The following is a 16,642-nucleotide window of genomic DNA, read 5'->3' as shown; positions in this document are numbered from 1 at the left end:
CTGGGGTGAATTGCAGGTTTGCAAGCGTACCTGATTGGGGGATGCACTGCGCGCTGTCATGGGCTTAGAAGGCCAGCCGGAAGTGCAGCATGATCTGGCGCGGCGACCCGTAGTTGCGCGGATTGTGATCGACATCCTTGCCCAGATTGTCGTCTTCGCGCGCGTCCTGATTCTCTTTATGCGAGGCGTCGTGGGCGTTGCCCGTTTCGGCGTACAGCTCGCGGACGTTCTTCTTGTCGAACAGATTATAGATTTCAACGCCGGTCGTGAGCTTCAGATTCCGGTTCAATGTCCAGAACTTGTCAACCTTCAGGTCGGTCCGGGTCGTCATCGGATAGCGGGCCGAGTTGGCCAGAATCAGATTGGCCTTCTTGCCCGTGGTGTACGTTGACGGTGTGTAGGGCAGGCCCGAGCCGTAGGAATACTCGGCCGTCGCCAGCCAGTCGGACGGCAGCCGCAGCCCGAACAGATGCTTCTTGTCCTTCTGGCCCATTAACAACGTGAGGAACGCCGAGACGCGGTGGGTCTCATCCCAGCCCAGCGGATGCTCGTCGCGGTTTTCCACCTGCGAGTTCTGCCGTTGCGTGAGGCCCTCGGTGGCCGCCGATTCCTTGCCGTAAGCATAGGAGAAGTCGTAGTTGGCCGTGAGTGCCCACATATTGGACAGCTTCTTCGACAGTGAAAATTCGAACCCGCGGGCGCGACCGTAACCGAGATTGAAGTAGCGGTTCAGCGTGACCGGTCCGACGCGCTGTTCCACCGTTCCGATCTGATTATACACGTCACGGTAATAACCGGCCACGTCGATCACCCAATCCTCGGTGAACTCCGTGTTCACGCCCAATTCGTAGGAAACCGTCTTTTCGTACTCAAGATTCGGGTTCCCGATTTCGGTGTTGGGCGCGATGTTCACGGTTGCCGAGCGATAGAAGTACTCGAACGACGGCGCCTGATAGTAGTGGCCGTAGTTGAAATACAGCTTGGACTTGGTGGAAATCGGGTGCGAAATTCCGAGCCGGGGCGCGACTACGAACCGGCCGCGTTTCGCCAGCAATGCGCCCGGCTGTTCGGCATCGATCAGGTCCTGCGTGGCCTGCAGAAATTCATCGGATTGTACGATGAAGTCGCTGCGCAGCCCCGCGCGCACGATCATGCCCTCGAATTCCATCTTGTCCTGAAAATAGAGCGAGCCTTCGGTCGGCTGCTGGGTATAGAAGTCGCGCTTGGCTCCGCGGCCCGCATACGGCGCGTCCGGCGGCAGCGGGACATCGGGGTTATCGTACGGCTGATCCGGTCCGATGATCGACTGCATGTCCAGGTCACGGAACTTCATCTCGATCCCCGACTTCAACTCGTGGAACTTGTTGACCTGGCTGGTCACGTCCATCTTCCCGGCCCACTCGGTGGCTTCGCGGTTCTGCCAGAAGGCGTTGGCATCCCACCAGCCCGGATTCAGGAAGCCGTCCGTGAAGCGATCCGCGACGCCGTTGCCGTTGTAGTCTTCGTAGGCTTCGAGCTGACCGGGGCGGGAATCGGTTCCCGCATCGGCTGAATTCCACACGCGATCGGGGAAATCCGCAATCGGTCGATCCCGGTCATCCAGCGTCGCGTTGGTCCAGGTGGAATGATCGGGATCATACAGGAAGTACCCCGGGTACCCCGTCACGAGATCCACAGGAGCGTTGATCCACTGCGCCCCGAACTCGCGAATTCCGAAGCGCACGTCCTCCCACGTATATAGCACGGGGAAGCGCGGATCGGACCCATAAGCTTCCGCGGCCGGATAGGTCCACAATTCGTACTCGTCAAACGCTCCGTTGGGCGCGTCATAGCGGTTGTTCAACGACGCCTGGAAGCGCGGCGAGAACGGGCCATTATAGGACGACGGGAGATCAAAGAACACCTCACCCTCATCCCAGCGTCCGTTGTAATAACCGAACGCGTTCGGCTCATCGATGAACGGCTCTCCGGTATCGTGCCAGTAGTCGCCATCCACGTAAGGTTCGGGAACGTCCGGGTCGTCCTGGCTCATGGCGTAGAGATCTTTGCGATCGATGTCACCGCTGCGGTTCTTGTCGTCGTAACCCTCGCCGGCGCCGTCATAGCGACCGTTGCCGTTGGCATCGTTGAAGCGTTCGCCGTCCCACGCGCCGTTCTGGTTCCAGTCCTGCTCGGACAGCTGCGGTTCGGCCGGATCCCAGCGGCCGTTCCCGTTCAGGTCAACGAACGGATCCCACGCGTCGAACACGCCGAGATTGTTGACCCCCTGCGGGTTGGCGCGATCGATCCACGGCTCCGCGGCATCGTAAAGTCCGTTGCCGTTCAGGTCCACGAAATCTTCGCCGCGGTCCCACTGTCCGTTCTGGTTGATGTCCTCGTAACCTTCACCGGTACCATCATAGCGTCCATTGCGGTTGGCGTCGATATAGCCGTCGAGGAAGCCATTGTTATCCGTGTCGCCGACCGTGGCTCCGTCGAGCACGCTCTGGTCTTCGACGTCATCCGCGAGCGTGAATTGGTCCGGGTTCTTGCCGCGCGGCCGGATTTGCGTCGTCGTGCGGAAATTGCCGACCGTGATCTCGTAGAACGTATTCTTCGAAATGTTGTGCGAGAAGGCCAGATTGACGGACTGCCGCGTGTTCTTCGCGTACGGGCGATTGGCGACGTTGTACTTATAGGTCCAGCCGTAATTGCCGCCGATAGCCGCTTCGCCGTCCGGGTAGATGTCCCACAGCGAGTAATCGCGGTTGTAGGACAAGTTCATCTTCTTGTTTCCCGACAGCCGGTAGGTCAGCTTGAGGAACGCGGAGTAGTCATTGGACTGCCGTTCGGGGACATCCAGGCCGACGCCGAGGTAATCGTTGGCGTCGCGCTGCACGCTGTATGGCGTATAAGTGTTGGTCAGCTTGGACGTGCCCGAGGCGAAGAAGCTCAGCTTCTTCGCGCCGAGCAATTTGTCGGCAAACGGCACCGGTCCCGACAGGGAGTAATCGTACTGGTCGGTGTTGAAGCTGTAGGTCTGGAACGCGCGGTCGGTTCGCCACTCGGCGGTCCCCGCGTAGTCCTTCATTGAGCCTTCCGGTGTGGTCACATTGATGAGCGCCGCCTGGAAACCGCCGTAGCGCGCGTCGCCGCCGGTCAGGACTTCTACTTCCTCCACGTTCAGCGCGGAGAAGTTTACCAGTCGCTTCGAGCTGTTGACCAGCGGATCGCGGTAGGCTTGGCCGTCCACGGCGACCAGCACCTCGTGTTCGCGACCGCCGCGCACGTGAATCGCGCCTTCCTGGTCAACCTTGAAGCCCGGCTGCTTCGTGAGCATATCCTTGATATTGGTCACGGCGCGCGACTTGAAGTCATCCTGATTAAAGCGGATCTCCTTGTTCGGCACGTCGGCCTTGACCGTCGGCGCCTTATAGATGATCTCCTGCTCCTCGACCTGAATCGCCTCATCCCGCAGGGTGGCGTTCAACGTCGTCGTCAGGTCGCCGCTGACCGTCACGCCATTAAACACCTGTGTGCCGTAGCCGACGGAGCTGATCCGCACCGTGTAACTTCCGGGCTGGACATTCAGGATGGTATAGTCGCCCTGAATATTCGCCACGCTGCCCTGATTGGTCTGCACAATCATGACGGCCGCGCCGATCACTCCCTCCTTGTTTTCGTCAAGAATGGTACCGGCAATCTTCCCGGGGCCGGCGAGCAGTTCCAGCGGCAGGCTCACGAGCAGCAACAGGAGTAGTGCAAAGGGGAGCCAATGGCATCGATTCATGATGAAGTCCTCGCGGTGGCGGCTCGAAAAACGTGGGGGAGCCTGCAACAAGAAAAGCATTTCAACGTCTATACAGGTAAGGAACCCGAGTGAAGTGAATTATCGGGGGACCGGAAACCAAAGTGCCCGCAACAGCGTAACAAAAAGCGGAGAGATAGAGATCTCCCGTCTGCGAAGTAGCGCAAACAAACGACGATCAGGCGCGGGACAACGAGTCCGCAACCGATCAAAAACAAAACAGCCTCCCCTCACCTCGTGAGGGGTTTTCTTTTCCCGCCGTGCGCGTTACCGCATAAGTCTCAATCGCACACTACCAATCATCCGCCCGGAATGCTCTTGGCGACACTTGTCTCCAAGTGCCCCGTCGGGAATTCTCCCCAGTGCACGGCCGATGTCTCACTTCAAACCCCGAGCGGGGTCTCCATACTCCGCCGGAATTGCGGAAGTCACCTGGACGCGATGGGCGGTTGATTCCGGCAGGGACACAGTCCCTCCTCGGCGATCAGCGTGCGCGACCATCACCTCGCCGACGCGCGTTACCCGCCCGGAATCCGTCAGCCGCGCCTTACAGATTCTTGATAATCTCGTCGGCGAACTCGGAGGTCTTGAGCTTGGTCGCGCCCTCCATTTGCCGGTGCAGGTCGTAGGTGACGCGCTTGTTCTTGATCGCGCCGTCCACCCCGCGCACGATGGCATCTGCGACTTCCGGCCAGCCCAGATACTCGAACATCATGACCCCCGACAGGATCACGCTGCCGGGATTAATCATGTCCTGGTCCGCGTACTTCGGCGCCGTACCGTGCGTGGCTTCGAACACCGCGTAGAAATCGGAGATATTCGCGCCCGGCGCCAGTCCCAAGCCGCCGACCTGCGCGGCGCAGGCATCGGACAGATAGTCGCCGTTCAGATTCGGCGTACAGAGCACTTCGTATTCGTCGGGCCGCAGCAGAATCTGCTGGAACATCGAATCGGCGATGCGATCTTTAATCAGCACCTTTCCGGCCGGCAGTTTGCCGCCGTGCGCATCCCACAATTCCTGCTCGCTGACCGTCTGCTCACCGAATTCTTCGCGCGCGCACTGGTAGCCCCAGTCGCGGAAGGCGCCTTCGGTGAACTTCATGATGTTGCCCTTGTGCACCAGCGTAACCGACGATAACTTCTTGGCGATCGCCCACTTGATCGCTTTGCGGACGATGCGGTATGTGCCTTCCTTGGAGATCGGCTTGATGCCGATCCCGCTGTCGGCGCGGATGTTCTTCCCCATCTCGTTATTCAGGAAGTCGAGCACCTTCTTGCATTCCGGCGTGCCGGATTTCCACTCGATTCCCGCATAGACATCTTCCGTATTCTCGCGGAAGATAATCACGTTCAGCTTTTCCGGATGCTTGACGGGAGCCGGGACGCCGGTGAACCAGCGCACGGGCCGCACGCAGGCATACAGATCAAGCACTTGCCGCAGAGCGACATTCAGCGACCGGATCCCCCCGCCGACCGGAGTCGTGAGCGGGCCTTTGATCGCCACGATATAGGCTTTGATCGCGGTGAGCGTATCGTCCGGCAGCCAGACGTTTTCGCCATAGACTCCCAGCGCCTTCTCGCCGGCATAGACTTCAAACCATTCGACGCGGCGTTTTCCGTTGTACGCCTTCTGTACCGCGGCGTCGAACACCCGGCGACTCGCTTTCCAGATATCGCGGCCGGTGCCGTCGCCTTCAATGAACGGAATGATCGGGTCGTCGGGGACATTCAAGCGATTTCCGGCCGTGGTGATCGCATGGCCCGCGGTCGGGGGAGTCAGTTTCTGGTAAGCCGCCATAAGGATTCAACCGGGATTTGGGAGGGTCAGGCAACCGGCGCGCGGCGCGGTCGCGGGACCAGACAGAGAAAAGGGGTGCGGAGGGCGGGAGGATTGCCGCCGGGCGGCGGCTTTCGAGATCCGTGGTCGCGGCGTGCAAACTCCGGTTAATATGGAATTCGGCAGCCCGCTCGCGCTGTCTGGAAACCGTGCCGGATAACCCCGTCTTAACGCGCGGTTGAAGATAAACAAATAACTCTCAAATGTCAACCCTCGTCTCACTTTACGTCGAGATGTCTCGGCCCACTCCGTTCGGCAAGACCGGCGGTTCGCTGGCCACGGGGTAAAAAAAACACCGACAGGTCGCCGGTGTTTTGGTTGGGAGTGGTCGGATGCGAGACGAAGCGGTTGAATCAGCCACCACTCCCGAAGCGCATTGAGGTAGGCGAGATAATGCGCCGGGCAGCTCCGCGAATGTGGGCGATCGGTCAATCGGAAGTCAGGAAGGCCTCGCAGGTCAGGATGCCGTGCCGGTTTCTCGTGCCGTCAACCTGAGTGAACCGCAACACCGGGGAGATCTCAGTGTCAGGTTGGCCTTAGCTGGAGGCCCTCCTTGTTCCGTTTCTTGTGCTCAACCGACGGTGGTGAGAGTGTGCCGCGCGAGGAGACCGGCGGTTCGAGCATCCCGGAAGGGCCGGGAGAAGCGATTAGCTTCCGACGATTACTTACGCAATGTGCAGGCCAACGACTTTATATATTGATAAAGAAGTATTTACGTTTTTGTTGCATGCACTCACATAATGCACACCGTGCGCGTATCGCAGTGCAATGCAGTGTTTAGGTGTGAATTATTGTCGGTCCACTTCTCCTGCACTGCATGGTGGCGTGCCAATTCTGCGAATCCTGTGAAAAGCCGGGGAATTCATGCACGGTCCTCGGCCAGTGGTCATTCTGTGAACCCGGCTGCCGGACTCCTCCCCAAATGCCCGGAATTGGGGCGCCCTCACGGCGGTACTCGTTCCGGCAGGCCCCGCTTCCCCCCCGGCGCCGGTCGGCTGAATTGGCACATCTCTTGCCGAAATTCGTTGGAACATAGCCTCGTGAATGATTTCTTCAGCGCGGAGCGGCCCATGCAGCGAGATCCCAACATAATCGACAAAATGATGCGCTATATGCCCGGCTATACGGGCTATGCGGAGCGCGACGAACGGCGGCAGTCCGACGCGCAGGTTCGCGCCCGGGTCTGCGCGGCACTGGAACAGTGCGAGGAAATCGTTCGGGAGCGCCTCCAGCTCGAACTGGATCGCCATCAGGAGATCCGGGCGCAGATGGCCGAGAATTGCCGCCAGCGAATCCAGACCCTCCGCGAGCGGCTGCACCATGCCCCCGCCGGGGCGAGCGGGTTGATGGCCTGTGATACCATCGGCACGGCGGAACTCGAAGAGTTGACGAGACGCGATCTGGAGCTGTTGGAGTCCGCGATTCGTCTGGCGGAGCGCGTGGCCGAACTGACCTGGCAGGACCTTACGACCGTCATTCACCGCCTCGAGCATTGTGTTGACGCCCGCGGTCACTACTTGCAGGAGTTCAAATAATGCCGAAGCTCATGGAAGTCCTCGAGTTTCTCGACGACGGCGGTAAGACCATGGTCGCGCGCGTGCCCGAGGACGGCACGTGCGAGATCAAGTGGGGCGCGCAGTTGACGGTCCGCGAGAGTCAGGTCGCCGTGTTCTTCCGCGATGGGCGCGCGCTGGACGTGTTTCCTCCGGGGCGGCACGTGCTGAAGACGCCGAACATTCCGCTGGTCGGAAAATGGGTGACGAGCTTCGGCTACGGTGACGAGTCGCCGTTTCGCTCCGAAGTTTACTTCCTCAACATGAAGCTTTTCCCCAATCTGAAATGGGGAACCCCCGCGGCCATCGTGTTCCGGGACAGCGAGCTAAAAATGGTTCGGCTGCGCGCCCACGGCATCTATTCAATCCAGATCAGCGATCCGATGCTGTTTCTGAATAAGGTCGTGGGCACGGAAGGGCTTTACTATGACGACACGATCGCCAACTATCTGCGCAATCTGATCGTCAGCCGGGTGACGGAATTTCTGGGCCGCGAGTTGAAGACCGTGTTCGAGCTGCCGATGCAGTTCAACCGGCTGGCGCTGCTGGTTCGCGAGAGTCTGTTGACGGAGTTTCGCGGGCTGGGGTTATTGTTGCACGACTTTCATGTCAACGCGATTTCGCTGCCCGACGATGTGCAGAGCGTAATTGACACGCGTTCGGCCATCGCGGCGCTCGGCAATCTGGACGAATTCATGAAATTCAAGGCGGCGATGGCGCTCGAAACCGCGGCGGAGAACCCGGGTGGCGTCGCGGGCGCGGGCGTCGGCCTCGGCGCGGGGATCGGCATGGGCGCGGCCTTGCCGCAGTACATTCAGGCGGCGCTGTCCGCGGCGCCGACGGCGCGCGGGACGGCGGACGCTGCGTTGCAGAAGCTCGGTCAGCTGAAGGCGCTGCTCGATAACGGCGCGCTGTCGGCGGCGGAGTTTGAAACGTTGAAGCAGAAGCTGATTGACACGATTTGAGATCCGCCCCGTGAACTCCATGCGCACACAGAGCGAAGTCAAGACGGTCAAGTGTCCGGGCTGCGGCGGCCAGTCGGAGCTCGACTTCGGCTCCGCCAGTCCCGTCTGCGAGTATTGCGGACGGGCGCTGCTGGCCGAAGCCCGGGAATCCGGCGTCGCTCCCGATTCCATCGCTCCGTTGCGGCTGGCGGAAGGCCCGGCGCGGCGGCTGATCGACCATTGGATTCGCGCGCCGCACGAGGACGTCCCGCCGGCCTTCTCGCAGAGTTCGCGGCTGGTTAGCGTACAGGCGGCGTACTGGCCGTTCTATCTGATGACCGGTGTTTACTCGGGCTGGCGGGCGAATGGCACGATCAGCGGCGGCTTCAACGAGTTCATTCCGGCGACCGGGAAGCTGAACGAAATGCGACAGACCGGTCGCGCCGTGCGCTTCTTTACTCCGCCGACCACGGACGTGTCGCTGGAAGAACTCAGCGACCGCATCATGAATGAGCTGTTCGATGAGCGACGCGGGAGCGTTCACATCGATTTCTGTCGCAACGTGCTGCGGCACGCCACGACCTCGTGCCTTGTGCCGTTCAGCGGAGAATCGGCGGGCGACACGCCGCAGTATCCCTTGACGATCACGGCGCAGGCGGCGGAGTTGCAACTGAAGAACTGGCTGGAGTCGCGCGCGAAGATCAAGGATCTGTACTTCCAGCAGCTGAACGTGAAGCGCGTGTACTGGCCGTTTTGGACGGCAGTGGCGAGCGTGGGCGGCGTGCGCTATTTCATTTTTCTTGACGGCAGTTCGAGTCAATCTGAATATATCGGCGGCTACAAGCCGGTGCTGCCGGAGAAAGCCCAATTACAACTCGAACGATTCGTTGACGATGACCTTGACGACGTGGTCAAGATCTGGACGGTGAAAGAGGATGTTGACGCCACGGACAGCTCGACGCGGCGGATGATTCAACTGAGCAAGACGCTGAGCGACTGGAGCGGTCCGGCAAAGCTCGAGCTGCGCACGGGTTGTTTCATTGCGACGGCGGCCTACGGTTCGGACTGGGCGGCGGAAGTGGCGGCGCTGCGTCGGTTCCGCGATCAGGTTTTGGAGCGTTCGGTCGCGGGCCGGCTGTTCATTCGGCTTTACTATCGGCTGGCGCCGGCGGCGGCGGTGCGGCTCGCGCGTTCGTCCGGTGCCCGCGCGATCGTCCGTCGTTTATTAACGCCGCTGGTGCGGGTTGCGGAGCGCTGGCCGCAATAGCGCTTGGACCGCAGCATAGAAAACGCAAGCGGTGGCCCGAACGGCCACCGCTTCTGCATTCAATGCGGCGCGTGAGCGGTGCGCTCACACCGGATTACTTGAGCAGGACGAGCTTCGCGATCTTGGAATATTCCCCGGCTTCGACTCGGACGAGATAGATTCCGCTGGGCAGACCGGCCGCCGCGAAAGCAACGCGGTGGCTGCCGGCGGGGAACACGTTGTCGGCCAGTGTGCGGACGAGTCTGCCCGCCGGATCGAACACCTTCACGGTGGCTCGCAACGCTTCCGGGAGGGCGAATTCGACAGTGGTTCCGGGATTGAACGGATTGGGAAATGCCGACAGCGCGAAATCCGCGGGGAGCTCGGCGGTTCCGCCGAAGGTCACGGTCTGCATACGATCGCGATGCTCAGTGCGGTTTCCGTCGGCATCGATGTCGGCGAGGAAATAGCGATAGGTCGTCCCCGGATTCACGCGCTGATCGGCGAAAGAGTAGTGCCGCTCCGTGGTCGAATTCCCAGCGCCTTCGAGTCTGGCGATCGCGGCGAAGTCAGCGCCGGCGGATCGCAGAATCTCGAAATAGGCCGTGTTGGTCTCAGCCGCCGTGGTGAAGGAGAGCTCGATGCCATCACCGACGATCCGAGCATCGAAGGCGAGCAGTTCCACCGGCAGCGGCACGTCAGCGATGAGTTTCACGACGTAGATGTTCTGGTCCTCGGCATCGGGACGCGCACGGAGTCCGGTCGCCACGTAGCCTCCGTCAGCGGTCGGACGAACGGATCGGCCCTCATCGGACGATGCGGCACCGAGGAGTACGGACCAGTATTCAATACCGCTGCCATCCGTCTTGAAGATGTAGGTATAATCGTCGAAGCCCTCGACATTGTAACCGGTCGCTACCAACCCGCCGTCAGGCGTGGCACTGAGATCGCGGGCCCAATCAACGTCGGCTCCACCGTAAGTACCACTCCAGAGCAGGGTTCCGGCGCCATCGGTCGCGATCAGACACGCGTCATAGAGGTCCGGGCCGCCGGTGTCGGCCATGCCGCCGACGACGAACCCGCTTCCAGCCAATTCGAGGCAGTATCCCCATTCCATCCCGTAGGGATCGAGCAGAACCGCCCACTGCGTAAACCCGAGTGCGTTGATCTTCGCGAGGAAGATCTTCGTCGAATCCACGTTCTGAAAGGTTCCCGCCAATGCGTAGCCCCCGTCACCGGTTTGGCGAATATCGGCGGCACCATTCGACCCGGTGGGAAAGAAGGCGTAGGTGGAATCCCACTCGAGATTCCACGCATTATCGACCTTCTGCACGTTCGCCTGCATGACACCGGACACATCGCGCGTGCCGACGAACATGACGCCGCCATCAGCGGTCGGGATCATGTCGGCGCATAGGTCGTAATTGGGATCCGCGTAGGTATGCGTACCGACGAGGTTTCCGGCGGCATCGGTCTCGATCAAACGATAATCGGCGTCGCCGGACATGAAGTCGTTATGCTGGCCGCCGATCACAAATCCGTTATCCGGTTTTTGGAACAGCGCCCGCGGCGACTGTTCACCGGCCAAATCGACATAGATGCGAGTCCAGAGGGTGTCGCCGTTGGCGTCGAGTCGGAGCAGCATGAAATCCCCGAACAGATCGAGGAAGTCCGTCACACCGGCGACGGCATAACCGCCGTCAGCGGTCTGGATCACCGCTTGACCGAATTCACCAGCCGCTCCCGGTCCGTACTGCTTCTCCCACTGGACTGCCGGCGGCAGCGCGATCGCCAGGGTCCAACTCATACAAAGGGCAAGAGCCAAAACATACATCATTCGCATGGGGTATATCACTCCATCTTCAGGTTGTGTACGCAAGCTGTCAAGAATCTCACTTGGTACTTGAAGATAGGTAACGGACCCGGCGAAATCAAGGCCTATACTATACTAAATAGAATTCATGTATAGCATTGGACATATATGAACGGATACAATATGTCATGTAATTCGACGAAAGGCGCGCCGAAGAGACGATTGGAAGTGCTGAGCGGCGCTGAGCCTCGCCCGGTTACGGACCTTACCCGATTGGGCACATGGCGCCACACGCGTGGGGCGTGTTGCCGGGGGGGCGGCGATAACGGGCGAGTTCGAGATTAAACTTGAGGCGCCGCGGCGGGGCGTCACCACGGACAGATTGAGGTGACGCGGTAGAATCGGCGGCTGGGATTGTAGCCGAGGGAATCGAGATAGTAGGAGAACGGTGAGAGTCCGAGATGCTCCCAGGGGCCGTCCGGTGACGCGGAGTTCCAGACCGCGAAGGACTGGGGTCCAACCAGATCGGGCCATTCGAGGAAGGGATACCCTCCGACTTGCCACATCACGACGGCATCGGGGGCGGGGCAAGGCGGCAGGTCGGCGGCGACTTCGAGAGAGAAATCTCCCTGTTGATTCGCGGCGACGCCTTCGACGATGATCAGGTAATCTCCGATGGGAAGGCCGTAGGTTGTGAGCGCCGCGCCAAGACCGCAGCCGACGGACTCGTCGTCACCCCAGCCGCCGTGGCAGTAGGAGAGCAGGCCCACGCGCGCGTCCCACGTCGAAGCGCAAACCGTGATATCGTAGTTGGCGACGGTGTAATTGTGAAAGCGATAGAAGACGTCGGGCGCCGCCGTGCCGGCCTGATGGGTCGCGCCGTAGGTCGAGCCTTCATTATAATAAGGCAGGCTTTCGATAATCCGCGGGGTGGTGCAAAGATCGTATTCCTGCGGGGGCGGATTCAGGCACGAGATCGTCAGGGAGTACACGGAATCGACGGTCGGCAGGGTGCGCATGACGCGGGCGACATAGGTTGCGGGGCCGGGCGTGCGATAGCGGATCTCACTGCAATAGCCGGGGCCGCTGTCGTTGTCGGTCGCGACGATGGAGTCGTTGCTGTCGTAGAGAATCAGGAAGGTGTTGACGGAGGCAAAGCAGGAATAGGTTGTCAACAGGACGGAGTCGGGGCCAAGTACCGTGAAGCGGAAATTATCGACGTCCGCAGGGGTGCCGCTGCTGAGGACGGCACAGATGACCGTGTCGCCACAGACCACCGGGTTAGCTTGCCAGTTATTGTCATTGGGTTCCACTTCGACGACGGCCGGCACGCGACTCGCGGCGCTCAGCAGTGCGGCGACAATGAGCAGCGGGCAGATCCGCGCGCGCCACATGGCTAAGCCACGGTTTGGCGCAGATCCGCGGCGGCTTCGGCGACGTTGGGGAAGAGGCCGAAGACGCTGTCCAACTTGGTGGTGTGCAGGACGGTCTGCACGGCCGGCGAGGCTCCGGCGATGTGCATCCGACATCCGGCTTCGTGCAGTTGCGTATAGGCGCGCACCAGCAGCGCGAGGCCGGTGGAATTCATCCAGTCCACGCCTTTGATATCCAGCACGGCGTTCTTGAAGTCGCTCGTGAGGATGGTTTCGATCACGTTGTGAAAATCATCCGTGTCTTGCACACCCGTGATGCGGCCGTGCAGATGAATCACGATGACGTCTTTCTCGTCGGTGGTGAGGACTTGCATAGGTGCGATTTCTAAATAGGAGGCGTAGCTTAGACGTTCAGTTCGGCGGAAAGCATAGTGACGGCGGCGCCGCGAATGAGGACACGGTCACCGTGCGGTTCGCATTCGGCGAAGCCGCCGCGTTTGGACAGCTGCCACGCGAGCAGCGGAGATCGTTTCAGCTTGGCGGACCAGTAGGGCGCGAGCACGCAGTGGGCGGCGCCGGTGGCGGGATCTTCATCGATGCCGAAGGCGGGGACGAAGACGCGCATGACGAAATCGAAGGGCGCGGTCGAGGCCCGGGCGGTAACGATCAGGTTGCCGATGCCGAGGGAATACAGGGCGCGGACGTCGGGTCTGAGCATCCGCACGCGGTCTTCGGTTTCCAGTTCCGCCAATTGCCAGTTTCCGCCGGTGCTGAAGCTGACGCGAGTAACTCCGAGGGCGCGCATGGCCTCGGCGGACAGCGGTCGCGATTCGACACGGACCGCGGGGAAGTTAAGCTCGAACTTGTCGCCGACGCGACGGGCGGTGAGCGCCCCGGATTTGGTTTGATAGTGGACCAAGGAGTCGGGGGCGATGCGGCCGGTTTGTTCGAGGATATGCGTGGCGGCGATGGTGGCATGTCCGCACAGATTGATCTCGACGGCGGGCGTGAACCAGCGCAGATGCCACCCTCCCTGCCCTTCCGTGAACAGCGGCGATTCCGAAATGGGATAGAGGAACGCGGTTTCGGCGAGGTTCAGCTCCGACGCGATGCGCTGCATTTGCGCCGGATCGAGCGGGGCCTCCATTGCGCACACGCCCGCCGGGTTGCCGGAGAAGGGCTTGTCGGTGAAGACATCGACGGTGAAGAGCTGCATGGCGGGGGAGGGTATGAATTATGAAATATGAAGTATGGAGAAGAAAGTCAAGCTCGTCGATGAAAATATTTTATGACCAAACGAACTGGTTTACTGATGGAAAAACAAGGAGTAGGGCGGAATACGTAGTGTCGGCGAACAAGTATCATAAATACGTCTGAATGGAGGATTGATATCACTAATTGTGCCCTTAATGAATATTTCAGAATTCATTTGGAGCCTAATATACAACATTTTTGGGCAATAAGCAAGTGGAAAGAAGGAAAAGGTCGTAACCTATTATTCGTAAACGAGTTACCAGAAATGGAGCGAGAGGCACTGCCCGGCTGTCCGGTGATGGCATACATCAAGCTATCGCGCGGGAGGGAAATGCGAGAGGCATTTTCATCGGGCTTCGGCGTGGCGTATACGCGCTCACAGGTGTTGCCGAAGGGGGCACATGAAGACATGTGCCGCCGCGAGGAAGGAGAATCGCGGCGTTGGATGCCTTCATCCGACCCGCTCGGCGAAACCCGTCCACGTGCACGCACTTTCCCGAGCGGGGCACTTGGAGACAAGTGCCGCCGCGACCGTGATTCGTATTCGACTTCGCGGCGTTGGATGTCATCATCCGACCCGCTCGGCGAAACCCATCCACGTTCACGCATTTGCCCGAGCGGGGCACTTTGAGACAAGTGCCGCCGCGAGGAAGAGGAATACCCCCGATTCCGGGCAGGTCGGGGGACCTACCTCGGCGGTAAACGTCAAGTTGTGCGAACGAGACCTCTACTAAACGCCCACCCGTAGATGAAGTCCTTTATCTCCTGCACTCGCGAAATCGAATCAGTGGAGCCATTACGTACACCAAGTAACGACTCTTCGGCAAGAATAAGCGAGACCATATTCAACCGATCTTCGTATCTGATTACATCTCGAAATCCAGGGTTCAGCCAATGAACAAATAGGAAATAGTCGTGTTCTACAAAATACTGGATGGTCTGAACTGCGTCTTGGCGATACTGCATTGAGCATAAGACAATACGAGGAGCTTTCTCGCCGATAATCTTTCCAACGTAAGTCTCGCGTTCTTCTGGCGATCCGCTGACTAGGAAGACCTCAACATTCGTTGTCACAGTCAAGCACAGTCGACGTAACTGTGAGCCTGTCTTTACGACTGCTCCGAATAGTGTATTCCATGTATGACTCTTACCCGAGTTTGGATTGCCGACTATGATCACAGCCAAATTCTCTTTCACGCCAAGTTCTCCTGACAGTACTTCTTAGTTTTCGCCGAGCAGAACACATGCCGACAGGTGCGCCGCGTGGAAGAGCCGCGACCAACCTGCAGGCTAAGAGGGCAGTTCGAGGTCGATCTGGTCTCCCGAATCCATAATTGTGAGCGATTTGGGATCGTCTATTCGGTAGGCACGACCTTCACGTACAAGCGTACCGCGACATGATACCTCAAGATTTTGCTCATGCGCGTGAATCGCTTGCCTGTAAGCGCTGGCCTTCAGCTCAACTCGGATTCTCCGATTTCTACCTTCCACGTCTGAAAACACATAAACGGTTCCCTCCGATGCATTGGGATCACGCTGGAGAACAACAACTGGTCCTCGAACGGCAAACTTCTCATCGGTCGCGGGCAAGACTGAATGAGTCAAGTACTCCGCAGCCTCCGACAACATTTCTCGCGCCTCGGGAGAAATAGCAACGCGTGCTTCCAAAGGAGTTGTGACCACGTGGCCCATAGAATACTGAAACGAAATCTCCACGGACGATGACAAATCGTGTTCCGCCCCGATTGCAGCCAGTGTGCGGCAGACACGAGGCGTAACCCCGTCCAAAATCGAGTCGCGGAACTGCTCGACTCTTGATGTCTCCGCAGCACGAACGGCAGCAAAAATGGTCTTATTAAGACGGTACAAAACCAAGCGTTGAACGGGAGTACCGGGCACTTGGAGGCCAGATATTGGGTCTGATGGCGAGTCTTGCTTGACATTCGTCACCAAAGTGGCGACAAAGCTCCCCATTTCCGTCTGACCCAATCTGAATCGACGAAGGATGCTCCGTAACTTCGGCCGGGAGGGTTCCGGGTCCAGCTGCAACGACTGAACAAAACCCCTAGTAGACTCAGATAGCAAGTCGCGCATACCAGCGATGAGTCGCGCTCCATCCTCAAACGAGATTGTCCCGTTCTTTGTGTCCTCCTCATCGCGACGAATTCTCCAGCAGTCAAACCAGGCAAGGACGCTGTCCTTCAGGATCAGGTACGAAGGCCGAGCTTCATCATATTCGAGGATTTGCAGCAGATCAGAAATCCGCCGGACAAAGTCACGTAACTGGTTGTTTTGCGGTACAAGGACTTCTTCATCGCCGTCGTCCCTCGTCCAGAGAGAAGCCTTCCCCACAATGCTCTCGCGCTCACGCCAATGTCTGCTCGCAAGGTAGAGTTGCAGGCTATCGACAGAGACAGCAGACAGGAGACTGTCGTCAATTCCAATCGGGCTCATAGTTCCCCTGTGCTTCCGATTGTCACCAAGAGACCCTTAAGGGTAGATGCCGTGAATTGTTGCGAGCGAGGAACACGAATCGTTACGCTCGCCTGGTTTGTTGTTGGACCAAGCGACTCAAGATTAATCCAATACGCACATCGGCGCAATTCTAGTCGATCCTCAGAGTGGTCAAGCCACTTCACTTCATCGTCAGGAACTAACAGCACTACCAGGATTTTCGGAACCGCATTGGGTCCAACTAGTGTAGTGTCTCACTCAGATTGCAACTTATCGAGGGCGGCGCGGGCGTGACGGAACTTGGTAATGATGTCGTCGGCGGTTGCGGCCCAGCGAAACGGGGTTGGGTTGTCATTGTGCTGTTCCACCGCTGACATAATG

General features: G+C 59.3%; 11 protein-coding genes and 1 pseudogene. 3 read left to right on the top strand and 9 right to left on the bottom strand.

The window, feature by feature from the left end:
* Positions 1-64: 64 nt before the first annotated feature.
* Both HZB60_00135 and icd read right to left on the bottom strand, forming a co-directional pair.
* The gene (locus HZB60_00135; GenBank protein ID MBI5058171.1) at positions 65-3,769 is read right to left on the bottom strand and encodes a TonB-dependent receptor; all 3,705 of its coding nucleotides are present in this window, start codon (positions 3,767-3,769) and stop codon (positions 65-67) included.
* Between the two features lie 565 nt (positions 3,770-4,334).
* Positions 4,335-5,585: an isocitrate dehydrogenase (NADP(+)) gene (gene icd / locus HZB60_00130; GenBank protein MBI5058170.1), complete on the bottom strand. Its 1,251-nt coding sequence runs from the start codon at positions 5,583-5,585 to the stop codon at positions 4,335-4,337.
* Between the two features lie 1,109 nt (positions 5,586-6,694).
* On the opposite strand from icd, the gene HZB60_00125 reads away from it, so the two are divergent.
* The 3 genes from HZB60_00125 to HZB60_00115 are packed head-to-tail and all read left to right on the top strand — an operon-like array spanning position 6,695 to position 9,388.
* Positions 6,695-7,159 (top strand): hypothetical protein, encoded by a 465-nt coding sequence (locus HZB60_00125; protein ID MBI5058169.1) that lies wholly within the window; start codon positions 6,695-6,697, stop codon positions 7,157-7,159.
* A complete protein-coding gene (locus HZB60_00120) occupies positions 7,159-8,142 on the top strand; it encodes an SPFH domain-containing protein (GenBank protein MBI5058168.1) in 984 nt (327 codons plus the stop codon). The genes HZB60_00125 and HZB60_00120 overlap by 1 nt, the downstream gene beginning before the upstream one ends.
* A gap of 10 nt (positions 8,143-8,152) precedes the next feature.
* On the top strand, positions 8,153-9,388 hold the full coding sequence (locus tag HZB60_00115; GenBank protein ID MBI5058167.1) for a hypothetical protein: 1,236 nt from the start codon (positions 8,153-8,155) through the stop codon (positions 9,386-9,388).
* 94 nt (positions 9,389-9,482) lie between these two features.
* Here the strand turns inward: HZB60_00115 and HZB60_00110 are convergent, their stop codons facing one another.
* The 7 genes and pseudogenes from HZB60_00110 to HZB60_00080 all read right to left on the bottom strand — a co-directional run bounded on the left by HZB60_00110 (position 9,483) and on the right by HZB60_00080 (position 16,494).
* On the bottom strand, positions 9,483-11,174 hold the full coding sequence (locus HZB60_00110; GenBank protein MBI5058166.1) for a T9SS type A sorting domain-containing protein: 1,692 nt from the start codon (positions 11,172-11,174) through the stop codon (positions 9,483-9,485).
* A gap of 374 nt (positions 11,175-11,548) precedes the next feature.
* Positions 11,549-12,574: a PPC domain-containing protein gene (locus HZB60_00105; protein ID MBI5058165.1), complete on the bottom strand. Its 1,026-nt coding sequence runs from the start codon at positions 12,572-12,574 to the stop codon at positions 11,549-11,551.
* 2 nt (positions 12,575-12,576) lie between these two features.
* Entirely contained in the window at positions 12,577-12,927 is a 351-nt protein-coding gene (locus HZB60_00100; GenBank protein ID MBI5058164.1) for an STAS domain-containing protein, read from the bottom strand.
* Between the two features lie 29 nt (positions 12,928-12,956).
* Positions 12,957-13,769 carry a PhzF family phenazine biosynthesis protein gene (locus tag HZB60_00095; GenBank protein ID MBI5058163.1) on the bottom strand — a complete coding sequence of 271 codons (813 nt, stop codon included), beginning with the start codon at positions 13,767-13,769 and terminating at the stop codon, positions 12,957-12,959.
* A gap of 743 nt (positions 13,770-14,512) precedes the next feature.
* A complete protein-coding gene (locus tag HZB60_00090) occupies positions 14,513-15,004 on the bottom strand; it encodes a hypothetical protein (GenBank protein ID MBI5058162.1) in 492 nt (163 codons plus the stop codon).
* A 93-nt stretch (positions 15,005-15,097) separates the two neighbouring features.
* A complete protein-coding gene (locus HZB60_00085) occupies positions 15,098-16,261 on the bottom strand; it encodes a hypothetical protein (protein MBI5058161.1) in 1,164 nt (387 codons plus the stop codon).
* Positions 16,258-16,494: pseudogene (locus tag HZB60_00080) on the bottom strand (DUF4365 domain-containing protein). The gene HZB60_00085 and the pseudogene HZB60_00080 overlap by 4 nt, the downstream one beginning before the upstream one ends.
* Between the last annotated feature and the right edge of the window lie 148 nt (positions 16,495-16,642).

The organism is candidate division KSB1 bacterium (genome assembly GCA_016214895.1).
Lineage (GTDB): Bacteria > Electryoneota > RPQS01 > RPQS01 > RPQS01 > JACRMR01.
The sequence above is the reverse complement of the archived record's forward strand: the minus strand, read 5'-3'. Positions and strand labels throughout refer to the sequence as shown.